The sequence below is a fragment of the Thioclava atlantica genome (assembly GCF_000737065.1).
Lineage (GTDB): Bacteria > Pseudomonadota > Alphaproteobacteria > Rhodobacterales > Rhodobacteraceae > Thioclava > Thioclava atlantica.
On the sequence record NZ_AQRC01000005.1, the window covers coordinates 1 to 26,695 of the forward strand.

Annotated in this window: 22 protein-coding genes and 1 pseudogene; 8 read left to right on the forward strand and 15 right to left on the reverse strand. The window is 66.0% G+C overall.

Annotated features, from left to right (window positions below; all coding sequences use genetic code 11):
- Positions 1-70 precede the first annotated feature (70 nt).
- From DW2_RS20335 to DW2_RS07590, 4 genes and pseudogenes are all read left to right on the forward strand, one after another.
- Positions 71-529: pseudogene (locus tag DW2_RS20335) on the forward strand (AMP-binding protein); the annotation flags it as partial.
- Between the two features lie 123 nt (positions 530-652).
- Entirely contained in the window at positions 653-964 is a 312-nt protein-coding gene (locus tag DW2_RS20340) for an AMP-binding enzyme (protein WP_337588237.1), read from the forward strand.
- Positions 951-1,598, forward strand: coding sequence for a DsbA family oxidoreductase (locus tag DW2_RS07585; protein WP_038145167.1), 648 nt, complete (start codon positions 951-953; stop codon positions 1,596-1,598). Before DW2_RS20340 ends, DW2_RS07585 begins: the two co-directional genes overlap by 14 nt.
- 64 nt (positions 1,599-1,662) lie before the next feature.
- Positions 1,663-2,925, forward strand: a complete 1,263-nt coding sequence (locus tag DW2_RS07590; RefSeq protein WP_238321286.1) for a multidrug effflux MFS transporter — start codon at positions 1,663-1,665, stop codon at positions 2,923-2,925.
- Between the two features lie 139 nt (positions 2,926-3,064).
- On the opposite strand, the gene mfd is transcribed toward DW2_RS07590, so the two are convergent.
- Both mfd and DW2_RS07600 read right to left on the reverse strand, forming a co-directional pair.
- Positions 3,065-6,508 carry a transcription-repair coupling factor gene (gene mfd, locus DW2_RS07595; RefSeq protein WP_038145168.1) on the reverse strand — a complete coding sequence of 1,148 codons (3,444 nt, stop codon included), beginning with the start codon at positions 6,506-6,508 and terminating at the stop codon, positions 3,065-3,067.
- 42 nt (positions 6,509-6,550) lie between these two features.
- A complete protein-coding gene (locus DW2_RS07600; RefSeq protein ID WP_038145170.1) occupies positions 6,551-7,084 on the reverse strand; it encodes a hypothetical protein in 534 nt (177 codons plus the stop codon).
- 174 nt (positions 7,085-7,258) lie between these two features.
- Here DW2_RS07600 and hemB point away from each other — a divergent pair, with 174 nt between their 5' ends.
- On the forward strand, positions 7,259-8,260 hold the full coding sequence (hemB, locus tag DW2_RS07605; protein ID WP_038145171.1) for a porphobilinogen synthase: 1,002 nt from the start codon (positions 7,259-7,261) through the stop codon (positions 8,258-8,260).
- Between the two features lie 146 nt (positions 8,261-8,406).
- The gene (locus DW2_RS07610; protein WP_038145413.1) at positions 8,407-8,964 is read left to right on the forward strand and encodes a lipid-binding SYLF domain-containing protein; all 558 of its coding nucleotides are present in this window, start codon (positions 8,407-8,409) and stop codon (positions 8,962-8,964) included.
- A 91-nt stretch (positions 8,965-9,055) separates the two neighbouring features.
- Here DW2_RS07610 and DW2_RS07615 read toward each other — a convergent pair whose 3' ends face one another.
- The 4 genes from DW2_RS07615 to DW2_RS07630 form a co-directional block, all read right to left on the reverse strand.
- On the reverse strand, positions 9,056-9,670 hold the full coding sequence (locus DW2_RS07615; RefSeq protein WP_038145172.1) for a lytic transglycosylase domain-containing protein: 615 nt from the start codon (positions 9,668-9,670) through the stop codon (positions 9,056-9,058).
- A gap of 118 nt (positions 9,671-9,788) precedes the next feature.
- Complete coding sequence (locus tag DW2_RS07620) at positions 9,789-10,325, reverse strand: helix-turn-helix transcriptional regulator (protein ID WP_238321287.1); 537 nt, start codon at positions 10,323-10,325, stop codon at positions 9,789-9,791.
- 7 nt (positions 10,326-10,332) lie between these two features.
- Positions 10,333-10,920 (reverse strand): cytochrome b/b6 domain-containing protein, encoded by a 588-nt coding sequence (locus tag DW2_RS07625; protein ID WP_081874901.1) that lies wholly within the window; start codon positions 10,918-10,920, stop codon positions 10,333-10,335.
- A 75-nt stretch (positions 10,921-10,995) separates the two neighbouring features.
- On the reverse strand, positions 10,996-11,250 hold the full coding sequence (locus DW2_RS07630; RefSeq protein ID WP_038145176.1) for a PepSY domain-containing protein: 255 nt from the start codon (positions 11,248-11,250) through the stop codon (positions 10,996-10,998).
- A gap of 281 nt (positions 11,251-11,531) precedes the next feature.
- Between DW2_RS07630 and ssb the strand changes: the two genes are divergently transcribed.
- A complete protein-coding gene (gene ssb / locus DW2_RS07635) occupies positions 11,532-12,047 on the forward strand; it encodes a single-stranded DNA-binding protein (protein WP_038145178.1) in 516 nt (171 codons plus the stop codon).
- Positions 12,048-12,226: 179 nt separating this feature from the next.
- Here the strand turns inward: ssb and glgC are convergent, their stop codons facing one another.
- The 3 genes from glgC to DW2_RS07650 are packed head-to-tail and all read right to left on the reverse strand — an operon-like array spanning position 12,227 to position 18,082.
- The gene (glgC, locus tag DW2_RS07640) at positions 12,227-13,498 is read right to left on the reverse strand and encodes a glucose-1-phosphate adenylyltransferase (protein WP_038145179.1); all 1,272 of its coding nucleotides are present in this window, start codon (positions 13,496-13,498) and stop codon (positions 12,227-12,229) included.
- Between the two features lie 29 nt (positions 13,499-13,527).
- A complete protein-coding gene (gene glgB, locus DW2_RS07645) occupies positions 13,528-15,672 on the reverse strand; it encodes a 1,4-alpha-glucan branching protein GlgB (protein WP_038145180.1) in 2,145 nt (714 codons plus the stop codon).
- Positions 15,673-15,685: 13 nt separating this feature from the next.
- On the reverse strand, positions 15,686-18,082 hold the full coding sequence (locus tag DW2_RS07650; RefSeq protein WP_038145182.1) for a glycogen/starch/alpha-glucan phosphorylase: 2,397 nt from the start codon (positions 18,080-18,082) through the stop codon (positions 15,686-15,688).
- A 164-nt stretch (positions 18,083-18,246) separates the two neighbouring features.
- Between DW2_RS07650 and DW2_RS07655 the strand changes: the two genes are divergently transcribed.
- Positions 18,247-19,836: an alpha-amylase family glycosyl hydrolase gene (locus DW2_RS07655; RefSeq protein WP_038145185.1), complete on the forward strand. Its 1,590-nt coding sequence runs from the start codon at positions 18,247-18,249 to the stop codon at positions 19,834-19,836.
- Between the two features lie 146 nt (positions 19,837-19,982).
- Here the strand turns inward: DW2_RS07655 and hflX are convergent, their stop codons facing one another.
- From hflX to DW2_RS07685, 6 genes are all read right to left on the reverse strand, one after another.
- Positions 19,983-21,269, reverse strand: coding sequence for a GTPase HflX (gene hflX, locus DW2_RS07660; protein WP_063137147.1), 1,287 nt, complete (start codon positions 21,267-21,269; stop codon positions 19,983-19,985).
- Between the two features lie 11 nt (positions 21,270-21,280).
- Positions 21,281-21,514, reverse strand: coding sequence for an RNA chaperone Hfq (gene hfq / locus DW2_RS07665; RefSeq protein ID WP_038060695.1), 234 nt, complete (start codon positions 21,512-21,514; stop codon positions 21,281-21,283).
- A 145-nt stretch (positions 21,515-21,659) separates the two neighbouring features.
- Positions 21,660-23,183, reverse strand: coding sequence for a TrkH family potassium uptake protein (locus DW2_RS07670; protein ID WP_038145189.1), 1,524 nt, complete (start codon positions 23,181-23,183; stop codon positions 21,660-21,662).
- A 12-nt stretch (positions 23,184-23,195) separates the two neighbouring features.
- Complete coding sequence (gene trkA, locus DW2_RS07675; RefSeq protein WP_337588238.1) at positions 23,196-24,605, reverse strand: Trk system potassium transporter TrkA; 1,410 nt, start codon at positions 24,603-24,605, stop codon at positions 23,196-23,198.
- A 190-nt stretch (positions 24,606-24,795) separates the two neighbouring features.
- Positions 24,796-25,872, reverse strand: coding sequence for an ABC transporter ATP-binding protein (locus DW2_RS07680; protein WP_038145417.1), 1,077 nt, complete (start codon positions 25,870-25,872; stop codon positions 24,796-24,798).
- 11 nt (positions 25,873-25,883) lie between these two features.
- Positions 25,884-26,693 (reverse strand): ABC transporter permease, encoded by an 810-nt coding sequence (locus DW2_RS07685; RefSeq protein WP_038145192.1) that lies wholly within the window; start codon positions 26,691-26,693, stop codon positions 25,884-25,886.
- Positions 26,694-26,695: the final 2 nt, after the last annotated feature.

The window sequence follows — 26,695 nt, forward strand, 5'->3', positions numbered from 1 at the left end:
GGAGTACAGGTGGCCGAAAAGAGCTTAGCGTAGGATTTAGCACCGTCCGGCAGCAGACCCCTTCAACTGGACCTATACGCTGGGCACCGGCCTGATGGATCCCTGGACGCTGGGCGCGACCGCGCTGATCCCCGCCGAAGGGGTCGAGCCGCGCGCCCTGCCGCTTCTGATGCGCCGCTTCGACGCGACGATCTTCGCCGCCGCGCCCGGCATCTATCGCCAGATCCTTCGCGATCACGCGAAGCTCGACCTGCCGAAGCTGCGCCACGGGCTGAGCGCGGGCGAGGCATTGCCCGAGCCCACCCGCGCGGCCTGGACCGCGGCCACGGGGACGAATGTTTACGAGGCGCTCGGCATGTCGGAATGCTCGACCTTCATCTCGGGCTGCCCCGACCACCCTGCCCCGCCCGGCACGACCGGCTATCCGCAGCCCGGCCGCCGGGTCGCGGTGCTGGGCGAGGACGGCGCGCCGGTTCCGCGCGGCACCCCCGGCACGCTTGCGGTGCATGCGAGCGATCCGGGGCTCTATCTCGGCTACTGGAACGCGCCCGAGGAAAGCGCCGCGCGGCGGCAGGGCGAATGGTTCGTGACAGGCGACACGGTGGCGATGGCGGAAGACGGCGCGATCACCTATCTCGGGCGCGGCCATGACATGCTCAATGCTGGCGGCTTCCGGATCTCGCCGATCGAGATCGAGGAGGCGATGCATGGCTGCCCCGGCGCGGGCGAGGTCGCCGCGGTCGAGATCGCGGTCAAGGCCGATGCGACCGTGATCGGGCTCGCCTATACCGGCGGGGCCAGCCCCGAGACGCTGAAAGCCCATGCGCAGGACGTGCTCGCGCGCTACAAGCAGCCGCGGGCCTATCGCCATGTCGCGGCCCTTCCGCGTAACCGAAACGGAAAGATCCTGCGCGCCAGCCTGCGGGCGCAGTGGCAAGAGGAGATCGCCCATGATCACGCTTGATATCTTCGCCGATCCGGTCTGCCCCTGGTGTTTCATCGGCAAGGCGCGGCTCGACCGGGCCTTCGCCGAACGCCCCGGACATCCGTTCGTGCGCGCCTGGCAGCCATTCGAGCTCAACCCCACGCTGCCGCCCGAAGGGATGCCGCGCGCCGAATACCTGCAGGCCAAATTCGGTCAGGACGGCGCGGCACAGATGCATGTGCAGCTGCTCGAGATCGCCGAGGCCGAGGGCTATGATTTCCATCCCGAACGCGTCACCCATCAGCCCAATACGCGCGACGCGCACCGCCTGCTGCACTGGGCCGGGATCGAGGGCGTTCAGGAAGCGGTGATGGCGGCGCTGCTCGATGCGCATTGGCGCGAGGGGCTCGATATCGGCGATCACGCAGTCCTGGGCGAGATTGCCGGGGCGAAGGGGATGGAGCGCGGGGTCGTCGAACGGCTGCTCGCCTCCGATGCCGATCGCGACACGATCGCCGCCAAGGAGGAACATGCGCGCGAGCGCGGGATCACCGCGGTGCCGAGCGCCATCGTCGCGGGCCGTCATCTGGTGACCGGGGCGCAGCCCACCGAGCTCTGGCTCAAGGTGATCGACGAGCTCTCGGGCGCGCCACCCGCAGCGACCCGGCACTGAGTTCCTTCCTCCGCGCCCGCGCACAGGACGCTGCGCGCGCCGCGCACTGGCCAATGCCGCCCAGATGCCTATTGTGGACGGCATTCCCTTCATGACGAAAGTCCGGTCCGACATGGCCTACAGCCCCGATGCGCCCCGCGCGCGCAGCCCCCTTTCCCTGCCCGAGCTGACGGTGATGCTCGCCTCGCTCGTCGCGACGGTCGCCTTCTCGATCGACGCGATGCTGCCCGCGCTGCCGCAGATCGCGGCTGAGCTGAGCCCCGACGCGGTCAACCGCGCGCAGCTCGTGCTGAGCGCCTTCGTGCTCGGGATGGGGATCGGCACCTTCGTCGCGGGCCCGATCTCGGATGCGATCGGGCGCAAACGCACGATCAATGGCGGGATCGCGATCTATCTCGTCGCGGCCTTCACCGCCGCCCATGCGCAAAGCCTCGAGGCGCTGCTCGCGGCGCGCGTGCTTCAGGGGATCGGCGCGGCAGGTCCGCGGATCACCGTGATGGCGCTGGTGCGCGACCTCTTCAAGGGGCGCGAAATGGCGAAGGTCACCTCCTTCATCATGATGATCTTCATCCTCGTCCCCGCCGTCGCCCCCTCGATCGGATCGCTGGTGATCGCGGCGGCCGGGTGGCGCGGCGTGTTCTGGGCCTTCATGGCCTTCGGCCTGATCGGGGTGAGCTGGCTCAACCTGCGCCAACCCGAAACGCTCCCCCCCGAACACCGCCGCCCGCTGAGCCTTTCCAAGCTCGGCGAAGCCGCGCGCGAGGTGCTCGCCCATTCCGACGTGCGCCTCTACATCGTCACCCTGACGCTGGGCTTCGGGCAGATGTTCGCACTGCTCTCCACCGCGCCGCAGCTCTATGCCGCGCATGGCGTGCGCGAGACCTTCCCGCTCTGGTTCGCGATCGGCGCGCTGATGGCCGGCACGGGCGCGGTCTTCAATGCGCGTTTCGTGATGCATCTCGGGATGCGGCGGATCGTGAAAGGGTCCTATCTCATGCAGATCGGCGTCTCGAGCGTGATGATGGGGCTCGTTCTGGCGGGCTTCACCGATGGCAGCGCCGGCTTTCCGTTCATCTTCCTCTATACGGTGAGCGTGTTCTGGATGGCGGGCGTCACCTTCGGCAATCTCAACGCGCTCGCCCTCGAACGGATGGGGCATATCGCGGGAATGGCGGCCTCGCTGGTGACCGCGATCTCCACGGTCGGCGCGGTTGCGATCGCGGTCCCGGTGGGCCTCGCCTTCAACGGCACGGCCCTGCCGATGGTCAGCGCGACGCTGATCTGTTCGAGCCTCGCCTGGTGGCTGATCCGCAAGACGCAGGAATGAGGGAAAGGGGCGCTGCCCCTCTTCGCTGACGCGAATTCACCCCGGGATATTTGGATCAAGAGGAAGCGGACAGTCTCTTCCAAATGCCCGGAAATATCCCGGGGGAGGCTGCCGGCAGGCAGCCGGGGGCAGAGCCCCTTCAGGCTTTCTTCTTTTCCATCGCGACGACCTTTTCGGCGAGATCGCGCGCGATCGCGAAGGCGCCGCGGATCTTGTCCTTGTCGTTCTTCCAGTCGCGGCGGATGACGAGCTTGTTGTCCTTCACCCTGGCCAGATCGCGCTGCGCGGTGAGGAATTCCACGAGCCCCGCGGGATTGGGAAACTTGTCGTTGTGGAACTGCACCGTCGCGCCTTTCGGGCCCGCATCGAGACGTCCGATCATCGCGCGCTTGCACATCGCCTTGATCCGCACCACCAGAAGAAGCGTGTTCACCTCTCTGGGCAGCTCCCCGAACCGGTCGATGAGTTCCGCCGCGAAGCCCTCGAGCTCGACCTTGGTGGTCAGAGAGGAGAGCCGGCGATAGAGCCCGAGCCGCACGTCGAGATCGGGGACGTAGCTCTCGGGGATCATCACCGGCACGCCGAGGTTGATCTGCGGCGACCAGTCGCCATCCGCGGTCTCGGTCAGCTCGCCCGATTTCAGCTTCGAGATCGTCTCTTCGAGCATGGACTGGTAGAGCTCGTAGCCCACCTCGCGGATATGGCCCGACTGTTCCTCGCCCAGCAGATTGCCCGCGCCGCGCAGGTCGAGATCCTGGCTCGCGAGGTTGAAGCCCGCGCCCAGGCTGTCGAGCGAGCCCAGCAGGCGCAGGCGTTTCTGTGCCTGGGGCGTGAGCGGCATGCGCGGCTTCGTCGTCAGGTAGCAATAGGCGCGGGTCTTGGCGCGCCCGACCCGGCCGCGGATCTGGTAGAGCTGCGACAGGCCGAACATGTCGGCGCGGTGCACCACCATCGTGTTGGCGGTGGGGATGTCGAGCCCGCTCTCGACGATGGTCGTCGCGAGCAGCACGTCGTATTTGCCGTCATAGAAGGCGTTCATCCGCTCATCGAGCTCGCCCGCCGCCATCTGGCCGTGAGCTACGAGATATTTCACCTCCGGGACATGCGTCTTCAAGAACTCTTCGATCTCCGGCAGATCGGAAATCCGCGGCACGACATAGAAGCTCTGCCCGCCGCGGTAATGTTCGCGCAGCAACGCCTCGCGGATCGTCACCGTGTCGAACTCGCTGACATAGGTGCGGATCGCGAGCCGGTCGACGGGGGGCGTGCCGATCACCGAGAGGTCGCGCACCCCGGTCAGCGAAAGCTGCAGCGTGCGCGGGATCGGGGTCGCGGTCAGGGTGAGGACGTGGATCTCGGAACGCATGTCCTTCAGGCGTTCCTTGTGCTGCACGCCGAAATGCTGCTCCTCGTCGATCACCAGCAGGCCGAGATTGGCGAATTTCACCGTCTTGGCGAGGACCGCATGGGTGCCCACGACGATATCCACCGTGCCCTCGGCGAGACCCTGCCGGGTCTGCGCCGCCTGCTTGGCCGAGACGAAGCGCGACAGCGGACGTACGGTGATCGCGGTGCCGCGGAAACGCTCGGAAAAGGTCTGGAAGTGCTGGCGCGCAAGCAGCGTCGTGGGCGCGATCACCGCGACCTGCATCCCCGATTGGGCGGCGATGAAGGCTGCGCGCATCGCCACCTCGGTCTTGCCGAAGCCGACATCGCCGACCACGAGGCGGTCCATCGGCGTGCCCGATTTCAGATCCGCGGCGACATCCTCGATCGCGGCCATCTGGTCGTCGGTCTCGGTATAGGGGAAGCGCGCGGCGAAGGCTTCCCATTCGTGATGCGGCGCCTCGAGGATCGGGCCGGCGCGCAGGTAGCGTTCGGCCGCGATCCGCATCAGCTTGTCGGCGATCTGGCGGATGCGCTCCTTGAGCTTGGCCTTCTTCGCCTGCCAGGCGCCGCCGCCGAGCTTGTCGAGAAGGCCTTCCTCATGGCCGTAGCGGCTGAGCAGCTCGATATTCTCGACCGGCAGGTAAAGCCGGTCGCCGCCCGCATATTCGAGCAGCACGCAATCATGCGGCGCGCCGAGCGCCTCGACCGTCTCGAGCCCCTTGTAGCGCCCGACGCCGTGATCGACATGCACGACGAGATCGCCCGGCGAGAGCGTCGTGTGCTCGGTCAGGAAGTTCTCGGCCTTGCGCTTGCGCCGCGGCTTCGAGACGAGGCGCTCGCCCAGCACATCCTGCTCGGAGATCACGGTGAGCTGTTTGCCGTCGCGCGGGGCCTCGAACCCCTCGTCGAGCGGCCAGACCGTGAGATTGAGGCCGGCATCGATCTCGCGCGCATCCCCGATCAGCTTGGCGCCGATCAGCCCCTCATCCTCCATCAGTCCTTTCAGGCGTTCGCGTGCGCCCTCGGACCAGCTCGCGATCACCACCGGACCGTCGCTGAGACGTGCCTGAACTTGATCCTTCAAGGCGCTGAAAAGGCTGACCGTTTCGACCTTGCGCTCGGGCGCGAAATTGCGACCGATCCGCCCGCCCGCATTGAGGATGCCCGGTCCGGGCGGCGCGGCGTTGACCTGAAGGCTGAGCACGCGCAGGGGTGCGAGCGTCGTCTTCCAGCCCTCCGGGTCGAGATAGAGCAGTCCCGGCGGCGCGGGTTTGTAGACCGAATCCAGCCGGTCGCGCCGCGTCATCGCCTCGCGCCGGGTGTCGTATTGATCCTCGATCCCTTCCCAGCGGCTTCCCTGCTGCGGACCGATCTGATCGTCGAGCATCACGCTCGCCTCGGGAAGATAGTCGAAGATCGTCTCGAGCCGGTCGTGGAAGAAGCCCAGCCAATGCTCCATCCCCGCCTGCTTGCGCCCCGCCGACACCGCCTCGTAAAGCGGGTCTTCCGCACCGCCCGAGCCGAACTCGATGCGGTAATTCTGCCGGAACCGGGTGATCGCGGCCTCGTCGAGGATCACCTCGGAGACCGGGGCCAGCTCGACGCCCGAGAGCTTCTCGGTGGTGCGCTGGCTGACCGGATCGAAGCGGCGCGCCTCGTCGAGCACGTCGCCGAAGAGATCGAGCCGCACCGGGCCGCCCTCGCCCGGCGGGAAGATGTCGATGATGCCGCCGCGGATCGCGTAATCGCCGGGCTCCGACACGGTCGAGGCCTGCGAGAAACCCATCCGGACGAGGAAATCGCGCAAGGCCCCCTCGTCGATGCGCTTGCCGACCTGCGCCGAGAAACTCGCCCCCGCGAGCACCTCGCGCGCAGGGACACGCTGCATCGCCGCCGACAGCGTCGTCAAAAGCACGAAGGGCCCGGGCATCCCCGCGGCCAGCGCCGCGAGCGTCGCCATCCGGGTGGCCGAGATATCGGCATTGGGCGAGACCCGGTCATAGGGCAGACAGTCCCAGGCCGGGAAGTCCAGCACCACCGCCTCGGGCGCGAAGAAGGCCAGCGCGCCGCGCATCGCCGCAAGGCGCCTGTCGTCGCGCGCGACGTGGATCACCGATTTGCCCTTGCCGAGTTCCTTCGCGAGCAGAGCCGCGTCAAAACCCTCCGGGGCGCCCGAGAGAATAAAATGCTCCATGAGAAAGCGACCTATCGGGCTTGCGCGCGGTGTCAAGTCCGCTCAGATCATCTGGTGGTAGCTCAGGTTCTGGAACATGCCCCAGAGCGAAGCGATCACGATGGCGAGCACGCCCACCGCCTGCACGCTGATCCGGTGGCGCGCGAGGGCCGAGATCACGACATCCGCCCCCGCGCCGGCCTCGATCGCAGCCTCGAGACGTTGCGCCAGGCGCAGGCTGATCCCGAAGACGATCATCAGCGGCGCGAGCAGAAGCGTGATCGCCTGCGCGGTCTCCGAGCCGTAGAAAAAGCCGGTGATCGCGAGGAAGGAGAGCAGGAACGGGATGCTCATCGCCATCGAGAACCCCGCATCGCGCCGGATCCGGTTGAGCCTGCGCGCGTTGAGCCGCGCCATCGCCACGAGATCCTCGGCGCTCTCGCCTCCCTTGCGGCGCGCGCGCCCCACCATGTCCCAGGGAACCCCGAGAACCCAATGCGAGGCCGAGGACCAGACGACGGCCAGCGCGATCCAGTACCACAGATTGGCGAAACTCCGCAGATCGATCAGTCGGGCGATCAATTCAATGACTTGCACGCGTCGGGCCTCTCGGAATTTCTTGGTTCAGAAGAGATAGACCAGCGCGGGGCGAAGCGAAAGTCCGTTGCGCGGCACACACTCTCCCGTGACCGACCCGCCGTGCTGCCCCGCCCGCTTGCCTGCCCGCGCGATCCGTGGCACCCCTTTGCCCAAGCCAGAGGAGCCACTGCGATGAACCCGATCCTTCCGCCCTTCCCCCAGACCCGCCTGCGCCGGATGCGCCGCAGTCAGGCCCTGCGCGATCTCGCCCAGGAACACCGGTTGAGCGTGAAGGACATGATCTGGCCGATCTTCATCACCGATGTCCCGGGCGCCGATGTGGAGGTGCCCTCGATGCCCGGCGTGTTCCGCCGCACGCTCGAGGGCGCGGTGAAGGCAGCCGAAGAGGCCGCGACGCTCGGCATCCCCGCGATCTGCCTCTTTCCCTATACCGATCCGGCGGTGAAGACCGAGGCCTGCGAAGAGGCGTGGAACCCCGACAACATCACCAACCGTGTGATCCGGGCGATCAAGGCAGCGGTGCCCGAGATCGCGATCATGACCGATATCGCGCTCGATCCCTATAACGCGAACGGCCATGACGGGCTGGTGCGCGACGGCGTGATCCTGAACGACGAGACCGTCGAATGCCTGGTGAAGATGGCGCTGGCGCAGGCCGAGGCGGGCGCGGATATCCTCGGTCCCTCGGACATGATGGACGGGCGGATCGCCGCGATGCGCGCGGCGCTCGAGGATGCGGGCCATTCGGAGGTGACGATCCTCTCCTATGCCGCGAAATACGCCTCCGGCTTCTACGGGCCGTTCCGCGATGCGGTGGGCGCATCGGGCGCGCTCAAGGGCGACAAGAAGACCTACCAGATGAATCCGGGCAATTCCGACGAGGCGATCCGGCTGGTGGCGCGCGATCTCGCCGAAGGCGCGGACATGGTGATGGTCAAGCCGGGCATGCCCTATCTCGACATCTGCCGCCGGGTGAAGGACCAATTCGGCGTGCCGACCTATGCCTACCAGGTGTCGGGCGAATACGCGATGATGATGGCGGCGGTGAACAATGGCTGGCTCGATCATGACAAGGTGATGCTGGAAAGCCTGATGAGCTTCCGGCGCGCGGGTTGCGACGGGGTCCTGACCTATTTCGCCCCCGCCGCGGCACGGCTTCTCGCACAAGGCTGAGCGGCGTCTCGCCACAAAACCGTGACGTTTCTCAAGGAGAAGTGACAGTCGGGGCCTGTTACGCTATAAGTTGTGGGGACAGGTCAGGATAAGACCATGCATGGCCCGGCCGGAACCGGGCACAATCGAGCGGAGCTATGGACAGGATGAGCATGATTTCGAGACGAAGCCTTCTGGCGATGGGCGGCGCGGGGCTGACGCTTGCGGCCTGCGGCAACGGGATCGGCAGCGCGGGAGCGAGCCGGCTCGACGCGCGCGTCGACGCGACGCGAAACTACCTTCTGACGAAATATCCCGGCACCCAGGACCTCGAGACCAAGTCGGTCGGCGTGTTGTGGATGCCCTTGATGACCGAGGCGAGCTTCGGCTTCGGCGGGGCTTTCGGGCAAGGTGCGCTGCGGATCAACAATGTCACGGTCGACTACTACGCGGCGGCGGCCGCGAGCTTCGGGCTGCAGATCGGCGCGCAGCAATATGCGCATGCGCTGTTCTTCATGACCCCCGAGGCGCTTGCCGATTTCCGGCGCTCGGACGGCTGGCAGCTCGGCGCGGATGCGCGCTATGCGCTGCCCGATCGCGGCGGTGCGATCGCGGCCTCCACCCTGACCTCGACCGCGCCGGTGATCGCGCTGGTCTTCGGCCAGGCCGGCCTGATCGCGGGCGCCTCGCTCGCCGGAACGAAATACACGCGGATCATTCCGTAATATCAATGCCTTGCGCGCCGATCTTGGCGCATGACATCAAGAAAGCCCCGCAACCTCTCGGTTGGCGGGGCTTTTTTCGCTTTTCTTCGGATCAACCGCCCAGGATCACCCGGACATAATTGCGCGTCTCGCGATAGGGCGGCACGCCGTTATGCTTGTCCACCGCCTCCGGCCCCGCATTATAGGCGGCCAGCGCCAGCCGCCAGCTTCCAAACCGGTCATACATCATCCGCAGGTAGCGCGCGCCGCCATCGAGATTCTGCGCGGGATCGGAGAAGTCCACGCCCAGCTTCGCCGCGGTCGCCGGCATGAGCTGCGCAAGCCCCCGCGCCCCTTTGTGCGAGCGCGCATTCGGGTTCCAGCCGCTCTCCTGCTGGATCAGGCGCAGGAAGAGATCTCCGGGAATGCGGTAACGATCGGCCGCGGCCTTCGCCACGCTCAGATAGCGCCCGCGATAGTTGCCCTGATAGCGCGGCACGACATCGGACCCGCTCGCGCCCGCCAGTTTCTTCGCGTCGGGCTTGAACCGCGTCGAATGTTCGTATTGCTGCGACGCGCGCGTATCGAGAACGCGAAGCTGGTTTTGAAACAGCATCGTGCGCGATTTCGACGATTTCCCGCTCAGTTTCAGACCATCGGCCTGCGCGATCCCTGCGGCGAAGAGGATAACGACCCCCGCACCGGCAACCCCCACCAGTTTACGCATGGCACCTGCACTTCACTATCCACTGTTCCGGGCGTGAGGTTACCCCAAATCGGCTTGAAAGTTAACCGAAACGGCAAACGGATCGGCGAAGCCTCGCCGATCCCTGGTCGGAATGCGGTTAAACTCCGGGCTGTTGCGGTTTTGCACCGCGCCCGATCGGCCCCTCGAAGAGTTCCTCGACGAAGACCGAGACGAGTTGCGCCCGTCCCGACACGCCCGCCTTGCGGTAGACCGCGTTGAGATGGGATTTCACCGTCGCCTCGGAAGAGCCGCGCAGCTCCGCCGTCTCGGCGATCGAGAAGCCCTTGATCGTGAAACTCGCCACATCCGCCTCCGAGGTGGTGAGCCCCCAGGAGCGGAACTGGCTCTCCATCAGCTCGGCCATCGCGCCTTGCGCGGCCGAAAGCGCCCGGTCCGACATCGCCTGACGCCGTAACATCGCCCAGAGCACCCGCGCCTCGACGACGATCGCCCCCATCAGGCCGAGATTGGCGAAAAGCTCCACATTGAGAAGAACGGAAAAATGGCCGGTGTCGCGGATATCCTCGAGCACGTCGACCAGAAAGAAAGACGCGCAGATCGCCTGGAACAGGATGAGCGCGGCGAGCGCGCCCTCCCGGGTCCAGAGCGAGACACGCTCACTCGCCATTGCCATTTGCGCGTCATCTCCTGCCGCCGGTGAATACCTTCTTTCCGGTAATCATCGCGCGGGCGAGGTTGACGCGCAACCGGCGGCTCTCGAAGACCACCGCCGCGACATGCGCCGCGACCGAGATCTCCGCCCAGTTCACCGCCGCCTCGTGAACCTCCTTCGGCCAGGCGACCCCCCAATAGGCGTCGGTCGTCATCAGCCAGCCCGACCCGGCGATCACCAGAAGCGTCGCGAGCAGGTTGTAGATCATCAGCGCCCCGAGCGGCGAATGCCCGATATGGGCGTGACGGCGGCCATTGGCCATGTCGCTCAGCTGGGTGAGCGCGCCCGAGGGCGAGGGCGGAAAGTCGGAAAACCGGGCATGTCTCGTCCCGATGACACCCCAGAGCACGCGCGCGGCGACAAGGCCCGCGACCGTGTAGCCGATATAGTGATGCAGATCGTGCTTGGGCGAGGTGAAGAGCGCATTCGCGCCGAACAGCCCGACGATCGACCAGTGGAAGATCCGCACGAACGGATCCCAGACGCGATGCGCGCCCTGCGCCTGCTCGGCTTTCGGTTCCGGGAAATCGGTATGGAGCGTGTCCTGATGTGCCATGACGGCTCTCCTTCTTGGCGGGAAGATGAGGGCCGGGATCGCCCCCGGCCCTTCTGCGCGATGCCTCGTGACGGATCAGTCGGAATCCTGGCCCTTCACCTGCTTGAGGCTCTTGTCGAAGAAGAGCTCCATGCGCTTGCCGTTCTTGAGCGCGTAGACCTCGATCAGGCCCTTGTCCATTTCCATGCGGCGCACCTCGTAGCCCTGCTTGGTGAGCTGGGTCTTGAGGGTCTTCGCCGTGCCCGCAGCGACCGCGCTTTCCGCCAGCGCGGGCAGCGCCGCGGTGGCGGCGATTGCGGTCGATACGGCGATCAGGGTCAGTTTCTTCATGGGCTCGTTCCTCATTCTCATGACGATGCCGGCGCGGGACCATCCCGGCGCCGGTGTCCCTGTTGTGGGCCCCCATCCCGCGCCGGCCATCGCATCGAGGTTGGAGAGCGGCGCGGGGCACGCGCCTGCAACCAAAGGTGCACGCGGAAATCCGCCGCGATCCCGCCACGGCAGGCAAAGAACCGCCCCTATTCTCCCGCGGATGGCTGCTCTATACCCGTTGGAACGGATTGAGAATCGCGGCCCCCTCGAGCGGGGCTGCACAGCTTTCGGAGGAACGCATGGCAGGCAGCGTCAACAAGGTCATTCTGGTGGGAAATCTCGGGCGCGACCCGGAAGTGCGGACCTTCTCCAATGGCGGCCGGGTGTGCAACCTGCGCATCGCGACGTCGGAAAACTGGCGCGACCGCACTACCGGCGAGCGCAAGGAACGCACCGAATGGCATTCGGTCGCGATCTTCTCCGAGCCGCTCGCCAAGATCGCCGAGCAATATCTGCGCAAGGGGTCGAAGGTCTATATCGAGGGCCAGCTCGAGACCCGCAAATGGCAGGACCAGTCGGGCCAGGACCGTTACTCGACCGAGATCGTGCTGCGCCCCTATCGCGGCGAACTGACCCTGCTCGACGGCCGTGACGGCGGCGGCTCGGGCGGTGGCGGCGGCTCCTATGGCGGTCCGTCCTCGGGCGGCCCCGGCGGCTATGACGAGGGCGGCGGTTATGGCGGCCCCTCCTCGGGTGGCCCCGGCGGCGGCGGCGGCGGCGGCCGGCCCGATTTCGACGACGAGATCCCGTTCTAAGACAAAGGGCCCCATTCGGGGCCCTTTTCGTTTGCCGAAAGATGGGGCGCTGCCCCCGCCCGCTTCGCGGTCCCCCCGGGGTATTTCACTCTAGGTGAAGCGGCTGTGCTTCCTCTTGACCCAAATATCCCGGGGGTGAGGCGCAGTCGCGCCGAGGGGGCAGCGCCCCTTGCCTGCTCCTATTCCAGCGCCTGCGCGCGTTTGTCGAGCATAGATTGCGTGATCAGCACGATCCCGCCCTCGGATCGCCGGAACCATTTCTCGTCCTCGTCGGGATCCTCGCCCACCACCAGCCCTTCGGGGATATGCACGCCGCGATCGATCACGCAGCGCGACAGCCGCGCATGCCGCGCGATATCGACATAGGGCAGCACCACCGCTTCCTCGAGCGTGGCATAGCTATGCGCCCGCACCCCGGTGAAGAGCAGCGAGTTGCGCACCTCTGCCCCCGAGACGATGCAATCGCCCGCGACGAGCGACGAGATCGCCGTTCCGCGTCGCCCTTCCTCGTCATGGATGAACTTGGCCGGCGGCACGATCTCGCCATAGGTCCAGATCGGCCATTCGTTGTCGTAGAGGTCGAGCTTGGGGGTGAAATCGGTGAGGTCGATATTCGCGCGCCAGAAGGCATCCACCGTGCCCACATCGCGCCAATAGGGTTCGGTCTCGAGCCCGGAGGTGACGCAGCTATCCGAGAATTTATGCGCCATCGCCTTGCCGTTCTTCACGATCTCGGGGATCAGGTCATTCCCGAAATCATGGCTCGAATCCGGGTCCTCCATATCCTCGAGCAGCAGCTCGCGCAGGAAGACCCAGTCGAAGACGTAGATCCCCATCGAGGCGAGGCTCTGATCGGGATCGCCCGGCATCGCGGGCGGATCGGCGGGCTTTTCGAGGAAATCGGTGATCTGGCCGGTCTCGTCGACCGCCATCACGCCGAAGGCGGTCGCCTCCTCGCGCGGGACGGTCAGGCAGCCGATGGTGACATCCGCCGCCGTCTCGACATGCTCGCGCAGCATCACCTCGTAATCCATCTTGTAGATGTGGTCGCCCGCCAGAATGATCACGTATTTGACGTCGTAGCTCTCGATGATGTCGATATTCTGCGCCACCGCATCGGCGGTGCCGCGATACCAGCGGCTTTCGAGCACGCGCTGCGAGGCGGGCAGGATGTCGAGATATTCGTTGCGTTCGGCGCGGAAGAAATCCCAACCGCGCTGGATATGCCGGATCAGCGAATGGGCCTTGTACTGCGTCGCGATCGCCATTTTCCGGATGCCCGAATTGAGCGCGTTCGACAGCGCGAAATCGATGATCCGGGTCTTGCCGCCGAAATAGACCGCCGGTTTCGCGCGCCGGTCGGTGAGTTCCTTGAGGCGGCTCCCGCGGCCTCCCGCCAGCACGAAGGCCATCGCCTGGGCGCTCAGGCGCGTATTGGGTTGTGGCTTCATCCTTTCCTCTCCCCTCCCTTTCGTCGCAATCAGACCGGCGTGAACATCACGACCGACAGCGGCGGCAAGTAGACCTCCGCACTGCAAGCGCACCGTGACTGCGCCTCGGCCTCTGCCCGCACCGCCCCCAGATTTCCGCGATTGCCGCCGCCGTAATGGGCGGAATCGGTGTTCAGGATCTCGACCCACTCGCCTTCATGGGGCAATCCGAGACGATAGATGCGCTCGATCGGGGTCAGATTGGCCGCGACGACGACAGGGGCCGCCCCCGGCGCGCGCCGCTCGAAGACGAAGACGGAGGCCTCGGCATCGTCGGCCTCGATCCAGGCGAACCCCTCCGGATCGCAATCGCCCCAATGCAGCGCAGGCAGATCACGGTAGAGCCCGTTGAGATCGCGCAGGAGATCGCGCAGCCCCGCATGGCGCCCGTCGCGCAGCAGATACCAGTCGAGTTCGCGCTCGTGGCTCCATTCCGACCACTGGCCGAATTCCTGCCCCATGAAGAGGAGCTTCTTGCCCGGATGCGCCCACTGGAAGGCGTAGAAGGCACGCAGGTTCGCGTATTTCTCCTCCTCACTGCCCGGCATCTTGCCCAGCATCGAGCCCTTGCCGTGCACGACCTCGTCATGGCTGATCGGCAGGATGAAATTCTCGGAATAGATGTAGGAGCTCGCGAAGGTCAGCTCGTCGTGGTGGTGCTTGCGATAGACGGGATCGCGCGCGAAATAGCGCAGCGTGTCGTTCATCCAGCCCATGTTCCACTTGTAGCCGAAACCGAGCCCCCCATCGTGGACCGGGCGTGTGACGCCGGGATAGGCGGTGCTCTCCTCGGCCACCGTCATGATCCCTTCGGCGCCACCATAGGAAGCCGCGTTCATCGCCTGCAGGAACGCGATCGCCTCAAGGTTCTCGCGACCGCCATATTTGTTGGGGATCCACTCGCCCTCGGCGCGCGAATAGTCGCGATAGAGCATCGAGGCCACCGCATCCACGCGCAGGCCATCGAGGTGATATTCCTCGAGCCAGTAGAGCGCGTTGGCGAGCAGGTAATTCGACACTTCGCGCCGCCCGTAATTGTAGATCAGCGTATTCCAGTCCTGGTGGAAGCCCTCTTTCGGATCTGCATGTTCGTAGAGCGCGGTCCCGTCAAAGCGGCGCAGGCCGTGATCGTCGGTCGGGAAATGGCCCGGCACCCAGTCGAGGATCACGCCGATCCCGCGCCGATGCGCTGCATCGACGAATTCCGCGAATTCCTCGGGTCGTCCGTGACGGATCGTCGGCGCGTAAAGCCCGATCGGCTGGTAGCCCCAGGAGCCGTCGAACGGATGCTCGGTGATCGGCAGGAGTTCGATATGGGTGAAGCCCATGTCGCAGACATAGTCGACCAGCTTCTCGGCCAGTTCGTGATAGCTCAGCGGCCGCCCGCCCTCGTCCCAGATCCGGACCCAGCTGCCCAGATGGACCTCGTAGATCGAGATCGGCGCGTGGCGTTCGTGTTTCGCGGCGCGCTCGTCGCACCAGCGCGCATCGCCGAAATGATGCAGGCCGAGATTGCGCACGACCGAGGCCTGCGCGGGCGGATGCTCGGCCCCGAACCCCACCGGGTCGGCCTTGAGCGGCAAAGGCTTTCCCGCGGCATCGAGGAGTTCGTATTTGTAGAGCGCGCCCTGATGGATGCCGGGCACGAAGATCTCCCAGACCCCGGTCGCGCCGATGCGCCGCATCTGGTGGCGCCGTCCGTCCCAGTAATTGAACTCGCCCACCACCGAGACGCGCCGCGCATTCGGGGCCCAGACCGCGAAATGGACGCCCTCGACACCCTGATGGGTGATCGCATGTGCCCCGAGCTTTTCCCAAAGCCGCTTGTGAGTGCCCTCCCCGATCAGGAATTCGTCGATCGGGCCGAGCACCGGGTCGAAGCCGTAAGGGTCATCGAAATCCCAGGTCGATTGCGCGTTCTGCGCCCGCAGACGATAGCCTTTCTCGCGCCATGGCCCCGCGAAGATCCCCGCGATCACCGGTTCGAGCTCCACCTCTTCGTCCCCGAGCGCCCAGACCCGGTCCGCCCCCGGCACCATCGCGACGATCTGCCCTTCATGCAGGCCCAGAACCGAGAACGGGTCCGGATGGGTCGCCTCGATCAGCTCTCGCGCCTGCGCAGGGTCCAGTGCCATGATGCTCCTTGCTCTAGAGGGCCGATTGCGTGTCCCAGATCTCTTTCATGTAACCCGCGATCGCCCGGTCGGAAGAAAAATACCCCATCCGCGCGGTGTTGAGCGCAGCCTTCCTCGCCCAGCTTGCGCGATCGGCGAAGGCCGCGTCCACCTCTTTCTGCGCGGCGCGGTAGGCCTCGAAATCGGAAGCCACGAGGAAATAATCGCTGTGCCAGCAATTATGGACGAGGTCGTGATAGCGTTCGGGCTCGTCGGGGGAAAACCGGCCTTCCGCCACCATCTGCAACACGTCCTGAAGCGTCTGGCTCGCCATGATCGCGTGGCGTGCATGTTCGGGGTCGCGGCGGCGCTCGATGACCTCGTCGGCGGTCATCCCGAACAGGAAGAAGTTCTCCGCTCCCACCTGCTCGCGGATCTCGACATTCGCGCCATCGAGCGTGCCGATGGTAAGCGCGCCGTTGAGCGCGAATTTCATGTTGCCGGTGCCGGAGGCTTCCTTGCCCGCGGTCGAGATCTGCTCCGACAGATCCGCTGCCGGGATCAGCCGTTCGGCCATGCTCACGTTGTAATTCGGCGGGTAGACGATCTTCAGGCGCCCGTCGACGTAAGGGTCGTTATTCACCACCTCCGCCACATCGTTGATCAGGCGGATGATCTGCTTGGCGGTGTAGTAGCCGGGCGCCGCCTTGCCGCCGAAGATCTTCACCCGCGGCTGGAAATCGGCCTGCGGGTTCTCGCGGATCTCGTGCCATTCGGCGATCGTCTGCAGGATGTTGAGTAGCTGGCGCTTGTATTCGTGGATCCGCTTGACCTGAATGTCGAAGATCGCGTCGGGATCGACGGTGATACCCTGCGTTCGCGCGATCCATTCGGCGAGATGCTCCTTGTTGCGCCGCTTCGCCGCCATGAAGGCCTCGAGAAACCCCGCATCCTCGACATGCGGCTCAAGCGCGAGCAGCCGGTCGAGATCGGCCTCCCAGCCTTCCCCGATCGTGTCGATGATGAGATGCGAGAGCGCCGGGTTCGCCATGCGCAGCCAGCGCCGCGGGGTGATCCCGTTGGTCTGGTTGATGATCCGGCCGGGATGGAGCTTGTCGAGCTCGGGAAAGAGATTTCGCTTGATCAGCTCGGTATGGAGCGCCGAGACCCCGTTGACCTTGTGCGAGGTGATGAAGGCCAGCTCGCCCATCCGCACTTCCTGATGCTTCACGATGCCGACGTAGTGCGGGCGCTTCGGGTTCATCTTCAGGTGCCAGGCGTCGATCTGCTCGATGATCTGCATGTGGCGCGGCAGCACCGTGCCGATCAGATAGGTCGCCCAGCGTTCGAGCGCCTCGGGCAGCAGCGTGTGGTTGGTGTAGCCCAGGCATTGCAGCGCGATGTCGATGGCCTGTTCGAACTCCATCCCGTGCAGATCGGTGAGGATCCGGATCAGCTCCGGCCCCGCGATCGCGGGATGGGTGTCGTTCATCTGGATCGCGACGTGATCGGGCAGATCGACGAGCGCGAGCCCGGCCGCGAGATGGCGCCGGATGATGTCCTGAAGCGCCGCGGCGGTGAGGAAATACTCCTGCTTGAGCCGCAGCTCCTTGCCCGCGAATGTGGTGTCGTCGGGGTAGAGCACGCGGCTCAGGGTCCGCGCCAGCGCCTCGGGTTCGGCCGCGGCGGCGTAGTCGCCGTGATTGAACCGCTCGAGATCGAAAAGCTCGGTGGGCTTGGCGGCCCAGAGCCGCAGCGTATTGGCCCATTTCCCTTCCCAGCCGATCACCGGCATGTCGAAGGCCTCGGCGAGGACGGTCTCGGCAGGGACCCAGTGCGGTTTGCCGTCGCGCGTCTCGACATGGCCCTTGAAGCCGATCTCGTAGGCCGCTTCGGGGCGCTCGAACTCCCAGGGGTGGCTCTGCTTGAGCCAGTCCTCTGGCGTCTCGACCTGCCGCCCGCCCTCGAAGCGCTGCTTGAAAAGCCCGTGCTCGTAGCGGATGCCGTAGCCGTAGCCCGGACAGCCCAGGGTCGCCATGCTCTCCATGTAGCACGCCGCGAGCCGGCCCAGCCCGCCATTGCCGAGCGCGGCGTCGGGTTCGTTCTCGACGACCTTCTCCCAGTCGAGCCCCAGCCCCTCGATCGCTTCGCGGCATATCGCCCGGATCCCAAGATTGATCGCTGCATCCTCGAGCATCCGTCCGATCAGGAATTCCATCGACAGGTAATAGACCCGCTTGCGTCCCTCTTCCCAGGTGCGGCGCGTCGCGGCGAACCAGGGCGCCACGACACGGTCACGGATCGCGAGGCTGAGCGCCATGCGCCAGTCATAGACCGAGGCATGCTCCGGATCCTTGCCCATCGAATAGGTGATATGGTGCAGGATCTCGTCGCGCAGGCTCTCGGCGGTGGGGCGTTGGGTGTCTTTCACGCGGAAGGTCTCCGGACTCGCCTCATAACGATTGATTGATGGGGCGCGCCCCGGGCAAGGTCAAGCGAAGGGCGAAAAAGCGCCGCTCCCCCGTTGCTGATTGCGCTAACAAACCTATGCTTGCCGCGAGAACAGGCAATATGAAAATTCGTGAGGACTTCGCAATGAGCAAGGATTGGTGGCGCGGAGCGGTGATCTACCAGATCTACCCGCGCAGCTTTCAGGACGACTCGGGCGACGGGATCGGCGATCTCGAGGGGATCACCCGGCGGCTCGATCATGTCGCCTCGCTGGGGGTGGATGCGATCTGGCTGAGCCCGATCTTCACTTCGCCGATGGCGGATATGGGCTACGACGTCTCGGATTACCGCGACATCGACCCGCAATTCGGCACGCTCGCGGATTTCGACGCTCTCGTCGCGAAGGCCCATTCGCTGGGGCTGAAGGTGATCATCGACCAGGTGATCTCGCATAGTTCCGACCAGCACCCGTGGTTCAAGGAGGCGAAGAAAGGCGGCGCGAAGAAGGACTGGTATGTCTGGGCCGACCCGAAACCCGACGGCTCGCCCCCCAATAACTGGCAAGCCGTCTTCGGCGGTTCGGCCTGGGAGTGGGCGCCCGAGCGCGGCCAGTATTACCTGCACAATTTCCTGATCGAGCAGCCCGACCTGAACCTGCACAATCCGGAGGTGCAGGACGAATTGCTCGACGTGCTCCGGTTCTGGCTCGATCGCGGCGTGGACGGGTTCCGGCTCGACACGGTGAACTACTATTTCCACGACCGCGCGTTGCGCGACAATCCGGCGATGACGCCCGATCCCGACCGCTGGCCGCCGATCTCGACCTATGACATGCAAGATCACGAGTTCGACAAGAACCGCCCCGAGAACCTCGACTTCCTGAAACGGATGCGGGGGCTGCTCGACCGGTACGAGGACCGCACGCTGATCGGCGAAGTGGGCGAGGCGCCGCATCGCGCGCTCGGGATCATGGCCGCCTATACCGCGGGGCAGGACCGGCTCCACATGGCCTACAGCTTCGACATGCTCGGGCCGAAATTCACGCCCGCGCATTTCCGCTCGCGCATCGAGGGCTTCTTCGAAGGCGCGCCCGACGGCTGGCCCTCCTGGTCCTTCTCGAACCACGACGTGCAGCGCCATGTCACCCGCTGGGCGAAATACGGCGCGCCCGACGCGATCGCGAAACTGGTGATCTCGATGCTGGCCTCGTTCCAGGGCACGATCGGGATCTATCAGGGCGAGGAACTCGGCCAGACCGAGACCGGACTCGAATATCACGAACTCACCGACCCGCCCGGTCTGCGCTTCTGGCCCGAGAACAAGGGGCGCGACGGCTGCCGCACGCCGATGGTCTGGGATGACGGCGCCAATGCCGGCTTCTCGAGCGTCAAACCCTGGCTGCCGGTGAAGCCCGAGCAGGCGGCCCGTGCGGTCGCCCTGCAGGAGCCGGACGAGACCTCCGTCCTCGCCCATTACCGCCGCGTCCTGGCCTTCCGCAAGGACACCCCGCTCCTGCGCAGCGGCCGTTCGGAATTCCTCGATCTGCCCGAGCCGATCCTCGGCTTCGACCGGATCGAGGGCGAGACCCGCCTCACCTGCCTGTTCAATCTCGGCCCCGCCCCGGTGACGATCGACGCGCCCGGGGGCACGCTGACCGGCCCCTGCCTCGCCGCATCGCTCGACGACGGCAGGCTCACGCTTGGTCCCAACGGCGCGGCCTGGCTCGAACGCTGAGAAAGGTGGGGGCTCTGCCCCCGCCCGCTTCGCGGTCTCCCCCGGGGTATTTCACTCCAGGTGAAGCGGATGTGCTTCCTCTTGATCCAAATATCCCGGGGATGAATGGCGAAGCCAGAGGGGGCAGCGCCCCCTTCAGGCCGATCTCACAGGTTGCGAAAGCGGCTGCGCTGCGCGCCCGTCCACTCGACATCGAAGCGCCAGCCCTCTTCGGTCTGGTGCTCGGCGCGCACCACGTTCTGCTCGTGGAGCCAGGCGCGCTTGCGGCCCTCGGCGAAGGGCAGCGCGATCTCTTCGTGGAAGCGCTCTTCCGCGAGTTTCTCGTCGACGGCCGCGAGAAGCGCCGCGACCCCTTCGCCGGTGAGCGCCGAGATCGCCTGCAGATCGGGCTCGCGCGCCTCTTGCACCGAGAGCGCGCGGCGCGGCTCGGGCGGGACCAGGTCCATCTTGTTCCAGACCTCGATCAGCGGCACGTCCTTCGCGACCCCGAGCTTGCCGAGGATGTCGTTCACATCCTGCGCCTGCTCCTCGGTCTCGGGATGCGAGATGTCGCGCACATGCAAGATCAGATCGGCCTCGAGCACCTCTTCGAGGGTCGCGCGGAAGGCCGCGACGAGCTGGGTGGGCAGGTCGGAGATGAACCCCACCGTATCGGACAGGATCACCTTGCGGCCCGAGGGCAGCTCCAGCCCCCGCATCGTCGGATCGAGCGTCGCGAACAGCATGTCCTTGGCCAGGACCTCGGCCCCGGTCACCCGGTTGAAGAGCGTCGATTTGCCCGCATTGGTATAGCCCACCAGCGCCACGATCGGGAACGGCACCTTGCGGCGCGCGGCGCGGTGCAGCTCGCGCGTCTTCACCACCTTGGCGAGCTGGCGGCGCAGGCGCACGATCTGCTCGTCGATGGCGCGGCGGTCGGCTTCGATCTGGGTCTCGCCGGGCCCGCCCACGAAACCGAGCCCGCCGCGCTGGCGTTCGAGGTGGGTCCAGGCGCGCACGAGCCGGGTCCGCTGATAGCTCAGCGCCGCCAGTTCGACCTGCAGCACGCCTTCGCGGGTGCGGGCGCGATCGGCGAAGATCTCGAGGATCAGCCCGGTCCGGTCGAGGAGTTTCACCCCCCATGCCTTCTCGAGATTGCGCTGCTGCACGGGCGTCACCGGCCCGTCCACCAGAACCAGATCGACCTCGGCCGCCTCGAGCCGGTCCTTGATTTCCGCGAGCTTGCCCGAGCCGAAGAGATGACCGGGCTCGGGTTTCCTGAGCTTCGCGATCTCGGACCCCACGACCTGCAGATGCGGCAAGGCCCCGGCGAGCGAGACCGCCTCGGCCAGCGCAAATTCGGGCAAGTGCCTCTGGCCCTCGCGCGACGGGATGTCGGGATGGATCACATAGGCCCGCGTTTCGGGCGTTTCAGTGGATGTCGTTTCGCTCAAGGCGGGGACGCTCAGTCGTCGCCTTCATAGAGCGAAATCGGCTGCCCCGGCATGATCGTCGAGATCGCGTGCTTGTAGACCAGCTGCGACTGGCCGTCGCGGCGGAGCAACACACAGAAGTTGTCGAACCAGGTGATCACGCCTTGCAGCTTCACCCCGTTGATCAGGAAAATCGTGACGGGAACCTTTGTCTTGCGCACATGATTGAGAAATGCGTCCTGCAGGTTCTGTTTATCGCCAGCCATTATATTCTTGCCCTTAACTTTATGTCCTTCGGGCAGCCCCGTTGATCTGCCCCTTGTGTCAAGTATGCAGCGCAGCGCGGGAGATTCCAGCCCAAAAAACAGTTTGTTACGCCACGGGCCGGTTTTTGCTCACCCAGGGGCAGGTTCAGGACCGCCAGAATTCGGGGTTGAAGAGCGCGATGATGGCCAAGGTCTCGAGCCGGCCAAGCACCATCGCGAAGGCGAAGATCGCCTTGATCGGCTCGCTCAGATGGGCCCAGCTGAGCGGAACGTCGGCCGCGATTCCCGCCAGCGGCCCGGTATTGGAGAGCGCCGCGATGGTCAGGATGGTCGCCGGCTCGAAGCTCAGCCCGAACAGCGACACCGCCATCATCACCCCGGCGATCGAGATCGCGAAGAGCATGAAGAATATCCAGCTGATATAGGCCCCCTCGCGGCGCAGCCGGCGCGCCATCGACCCGCCCCCCGCGATCGAACTGGGATAGATCAGCTTGTCGAGTTCGCGCTCGCCGTGACGCAGCAGCGCATAGACCCGCAAGAGCCGCACGCCGCCTGCCGTCGTCGCGACGCCCCCGCCGATGATCGCGAGCCCCGCGAGGATCAGCCCCGGCGTGCCCAGCCCCGACCAGTCGCGCGCATCGTGCCAGGCGGTCGATTCGAAGCCGGTCGTGGTGAGGAAGGACAGCGAGGTGAAGAGCGAGCCCCAGATCGATTTCACGATCGCGTCGAGATGGGCGGGCATGCGCACCTCGAGCGCCGCGATCCAGTGGCGCAGGAACAGGAAGACCGGAACGATGACCACCAGCGCCGCGGCCAGCCGCAATTCGGGATCGTTGCCGATCCGGTCGGAGGCACGCAGCTCGCCGCCGCCCGGCCAGAGCCTGCGCGAGAGCGCGGGCAGGAAGAAAACGAAGATCAGCACCTCGCCCGCAAGCCCCGAGCGCGCGCCGATCATCCCGCCCACCGGCGAGATGCCGGAGGTCGAGAGCGTCGACATCGCGTGGATCAGTGCGGTCAGTGGGCGGTCGCCCGCCATCAGGAGCGCCACCCACAAGAGCAGCGTGAGCCCGGCATAGATCGGCGCGATCGTCACCGCGTAATGGGCGATGCGCTCGGAGGTCTCGGCCCCGCCATCGGCGGCGGGGGCGGCCGAGCTCGGCGCGCCCGAGGGGCCGCCCGAGAAGAACACCTCGAAGCCGCCCAGGCGCATCGGCGCGAGTACCGCGATCGCCATCACCAGGATGAAGAACCCGCCCAGCCAGGCCACCAGCCCGCGCCACAGATGCAGCGAGCCGATCAGCCGCCCCGGGTCGTAGAGCGTGCCCCCCGTCGTGGTGAAGGAGGAGACCATCTCCCACCAGCTGTTGAAGAAACTCGTATCGGGCACCGCGATATCGAAGGGCACCGCGAACATCACCGGCAGCAGCGTGAAGGCCGCGAGCATCGTCAACAGGCTCGCGCGCCCTGCCCGCCGCGCGCGCGGGTTCGCGGCATTGGCCAGCGCGATCAGCGCGGTGCCGAAGAGAAACAGCGTGCCGGAATAGAAGAACGCCCGCGCCACATGGTGATGATGCGTCACGAGCGCATGGATCGCCGGCACATACATCGCGAGCGACGAGGCGCCCATCAGCAGGATTGGCAGCGGCAGGGCCTTGATGACGCGTTCCATCGCTCCCGCGCCTCAGAAGAAGTCGATCGAGACCTGCAGGAGCCGCTCGACCTCCGGCACATCGCTGGTGAGGGCGAAGAGCACGACGATATCGCCCTCCTCGATCCGGGTATTGCCGGTGGGCTTGACGATCTGGTCGCCCTTGCGGATCGCCCCGATCAGCACGCCCTCGGGGAACTCGACCTCGCGCACCGCCTTGCCCGACATCGGCGAGGTGCCCATCACCTGCGCCTCGATCACCTCGGCCTCGGCATCGCCGATCGAATAGATCGCGCGCACCCGCCCGTGCCGGATATGGCGCAGGATCGAGGACACCGTGGTCGCGCGCGGATTGATATAGGCGTCGATATCGAGCGCGCTCAGGAGCGGCGCGAGCGTCGGGTCGTTGATCAGGCAGATCGCCATCCGGCAGCCCGCCTGCTTGGCGCGCACCGAGACGAGGATGTTGGTCTTGTCGTCGTCGGTGACGGCCAGAACCGCATCGGCGCCCTCGATATTGGCCTCCGCGAGCAGCTCGGCGCTCATTCCGTCGCCATTGAGCACGATCGTGCGGTCGAGCGCATCGGCCGCGCGTTCGGCCTGCGAGCGGTTGCGCTCGATGATCTTGGCGCGGATCCGGTCGGTGCGGGCCTCGAGCGCGCGCGCCACCCCGAGCCCGACATTGCCGCCGCCGATGATGACGATGCGCTCCTGCTTGCGGGTGGATTTGCCGAAGATGTCGAGAGTGCGATCCACGTCGCCGGTGACCGCGAAGACATAGATCTGGTCGCCCGCGAAAAGCTGATCGCCCGGCTCGGGGGCGAAAAGCCGCCCCTCGCGCCGGATCCCCACCACCAGCGCGCGCAGGGTCGAGAAAAGATCGGTGAGCTGGCGCAGCGGCGTCTCGAGCACCGGGCATTCCGCGTCGAGTTCGATCCCGAGAAGCTGCAGCTTGCCGTCGAGAAAGCTCTCCGTGTCGAAGGTCGAGGGGGCGGCAAGCCGCTGCAGCGCGGCTTCCGCGACCTCGCGTTCGGGGCTGATCACCACGTCGATCGGCAGGTGATCGCGGCGATAGAGATCGGAATATTCCGGCAGCAGGTAGCTCTGCGCCCGGATCCGCGCGATCTTGCGGGTGATCCCGAAGACCGACATGGCGACCTGGCAGGTCACCATGTTCACCTCGTCCGAATGGGTTGCCGCGATCATCAGGTCGCAATCGCGCGCGCCCGCCTGCTCGAGCACGTCGGGATGCGAGGCGAATCCCACCACGCCCTGAACGTCGAGCGTATCGGCGGCGCGCCGCACCAGATCGGGGTTCGAATCGACCACCGTCACATCGTTGCGCTCGCCCGCGAGATGCCGCGCGATCTGCCACCCGACCTGACCGCCGCCGCAGATGATGACCTTCATGGCAAAAACTCCGCGCCCTGTCTTGGCCCCTATCTAGGCCGCCTTTCCGGGAGGGGTCAAATGGGAAGCGTGCGCACCCGGCCGGCCCGTGTCTTTTGCGTCATGCGCAAGGCGCCCCCGGCAGCGATATCTGGGATTGAATGGAAATACCGCTTCCTCCTGACGAAAATATCCCGGGGGTGAATGGCGAAGCCAGAGGGGGCAGCGCCCCCTGCCCCCGGGGTCAGCGGAACAGGACCAGCGCGCCGGGCGACCAGGCGACGCGGGTGCGGGTGCCGACATCGAGAACGGGGCGGCCGAAGACGTTGCGCATCGAGATCCGCACCGGGCGCTCCATCCCGTCGAGCCGCACGTCGTAATAGGTCATGTCGCCGTAATAGACGACCTCGTCGATCACGCCCTGTGCCTCGCGGTCGCCCGCCTGCTGGCCTTCGTAGAGAAGGGTGAGCGTTTCGGGACGGAACCCCACCGCGGCCTGGTCGCCCGCGGGGGCGAGCGAGACCTGGGACCGGGCGACCTCGAGCGCGCCGAGCCCGGCCACCTCGGCGGTGATCGTGTCGCCCCGCTCGCCGGTCACCGTCGCGGGCAGGAAGTTCATCACGCCGATGAAATCGGCCACGCGGCGCGAATTGGGGCGGCGGTAGAGCGTCTCGGGATCGGCGAGCTGGGCGATCTCGCCCTCGAACATCACCGCGATCCGGTCCGACATCACCAGCGCCTCTTCCTGGTCATGGGTGACGAGGACGAAGGTGATTCCCACCTCGCGCTGCAGCTTGATCAGTTCGACCTGCATCTGCTCGCGGATCTTGCGATCGAGCGCGGAGAGCGGCTCGTCGAGGAGCAGCACCTTGGGCTTGAGGATGAGCGCGCGGGCAAGCGCGACGCGCTGGCGCTGACCGCCCGAGAGCGCATGGGCGGCGCGCGCGCCATAGCCCTTGAGCCCGACCATCTCGAGCGCTTCCTCGACGAGCTTGGCCTTCTCGCCTTTCGAGCGGGTGTCGCGGCGCAGCCCGAAGCCCACGTTCTGCGCGACGCTCAGATGCGGGAAGATCGCGTAGGACTGGAAGACCATGTTGGTCGGGCGCTTGTTCGCGGGCACGCCCGCCATGTCGCGCCCGTCGATCAGCACCGCGCCCGAGGAGATGTCCTCGAAGCCCGCGATGGTGCGCAACAGCGTGGTCTTGCCGCAGCCCGACGGTCCGAGCAGCGAGAAGAACTCGCCCGGGCGGATCTCGGCCGTGATACCGCGCAGCGCATGGTAATCGCCGTAATATTTGTGCACTTCGCGGAAGGCGATCATCGGCTGGGTCGTCACAGGAAACCTCCGGTATCCTTGGCGCCGGTCCGCTTCAAACCGCGGCGGCGGAAGAATTCGGCCACGCTCAGGAGCACGATCGAGGCCGCGACGAGGCAGGTACCGAGCGCCATGATGACCGGGATCGAGCTGGGAAAGCGCAGCTGCGAAAAGATGTAGGTGGGCAGCGTGGGCTGGTTGCCCGCGAGGAAGAAGGCCACGATGAACTCGTCGAGCGAGATCGTGAAGGAGATCAGGAAGGCCGAGATGATGCCGGGCATCACCAGCGGCAGCACGATCAGCCGGAAGGTCCCGATCCGGGTCTCGCCAAGATCGACCGCGGCCTCCTCGAGCGATTGGTCGAGCGTCGCGAAGGCGGTCTGCAGCACCGCAATCGCATAGGGAAGCGAGATGATGACATGGCCGAGGATCACCGTGCCGATCGAGAGGTTCACGCGCAGCACCTCGAGCATGACCAGCAGGAGCGACATCCCCATCAGGATATCGGGCAGCACCATCGGCAGCATGATCAGCCCCATGATCGAGCCCTTCGCCCGGAACCTGTAGCGGGTCGAGGCGCGCGCTGCGAAGACGGCGAGGATGGTGGCGCCGGCCGAGGAGGTCAGCGCGATGATCAGCGAGTTCGAGAGCGCATGGCGCAGCGTGTCGTTCTCGGCCATCTTCGCGAACCAGCCGGTGGTGAAACCCTTGAGCGGGAAGGCGATGATCGTGCCGTCATTGAAGGCAAAGAGCGGCAGCAGCAGGATCGGCGCATACAGGAACAGCAGATAGGCCAGCGCATAGATCTTGAGTGGCGGGAATTTCATGC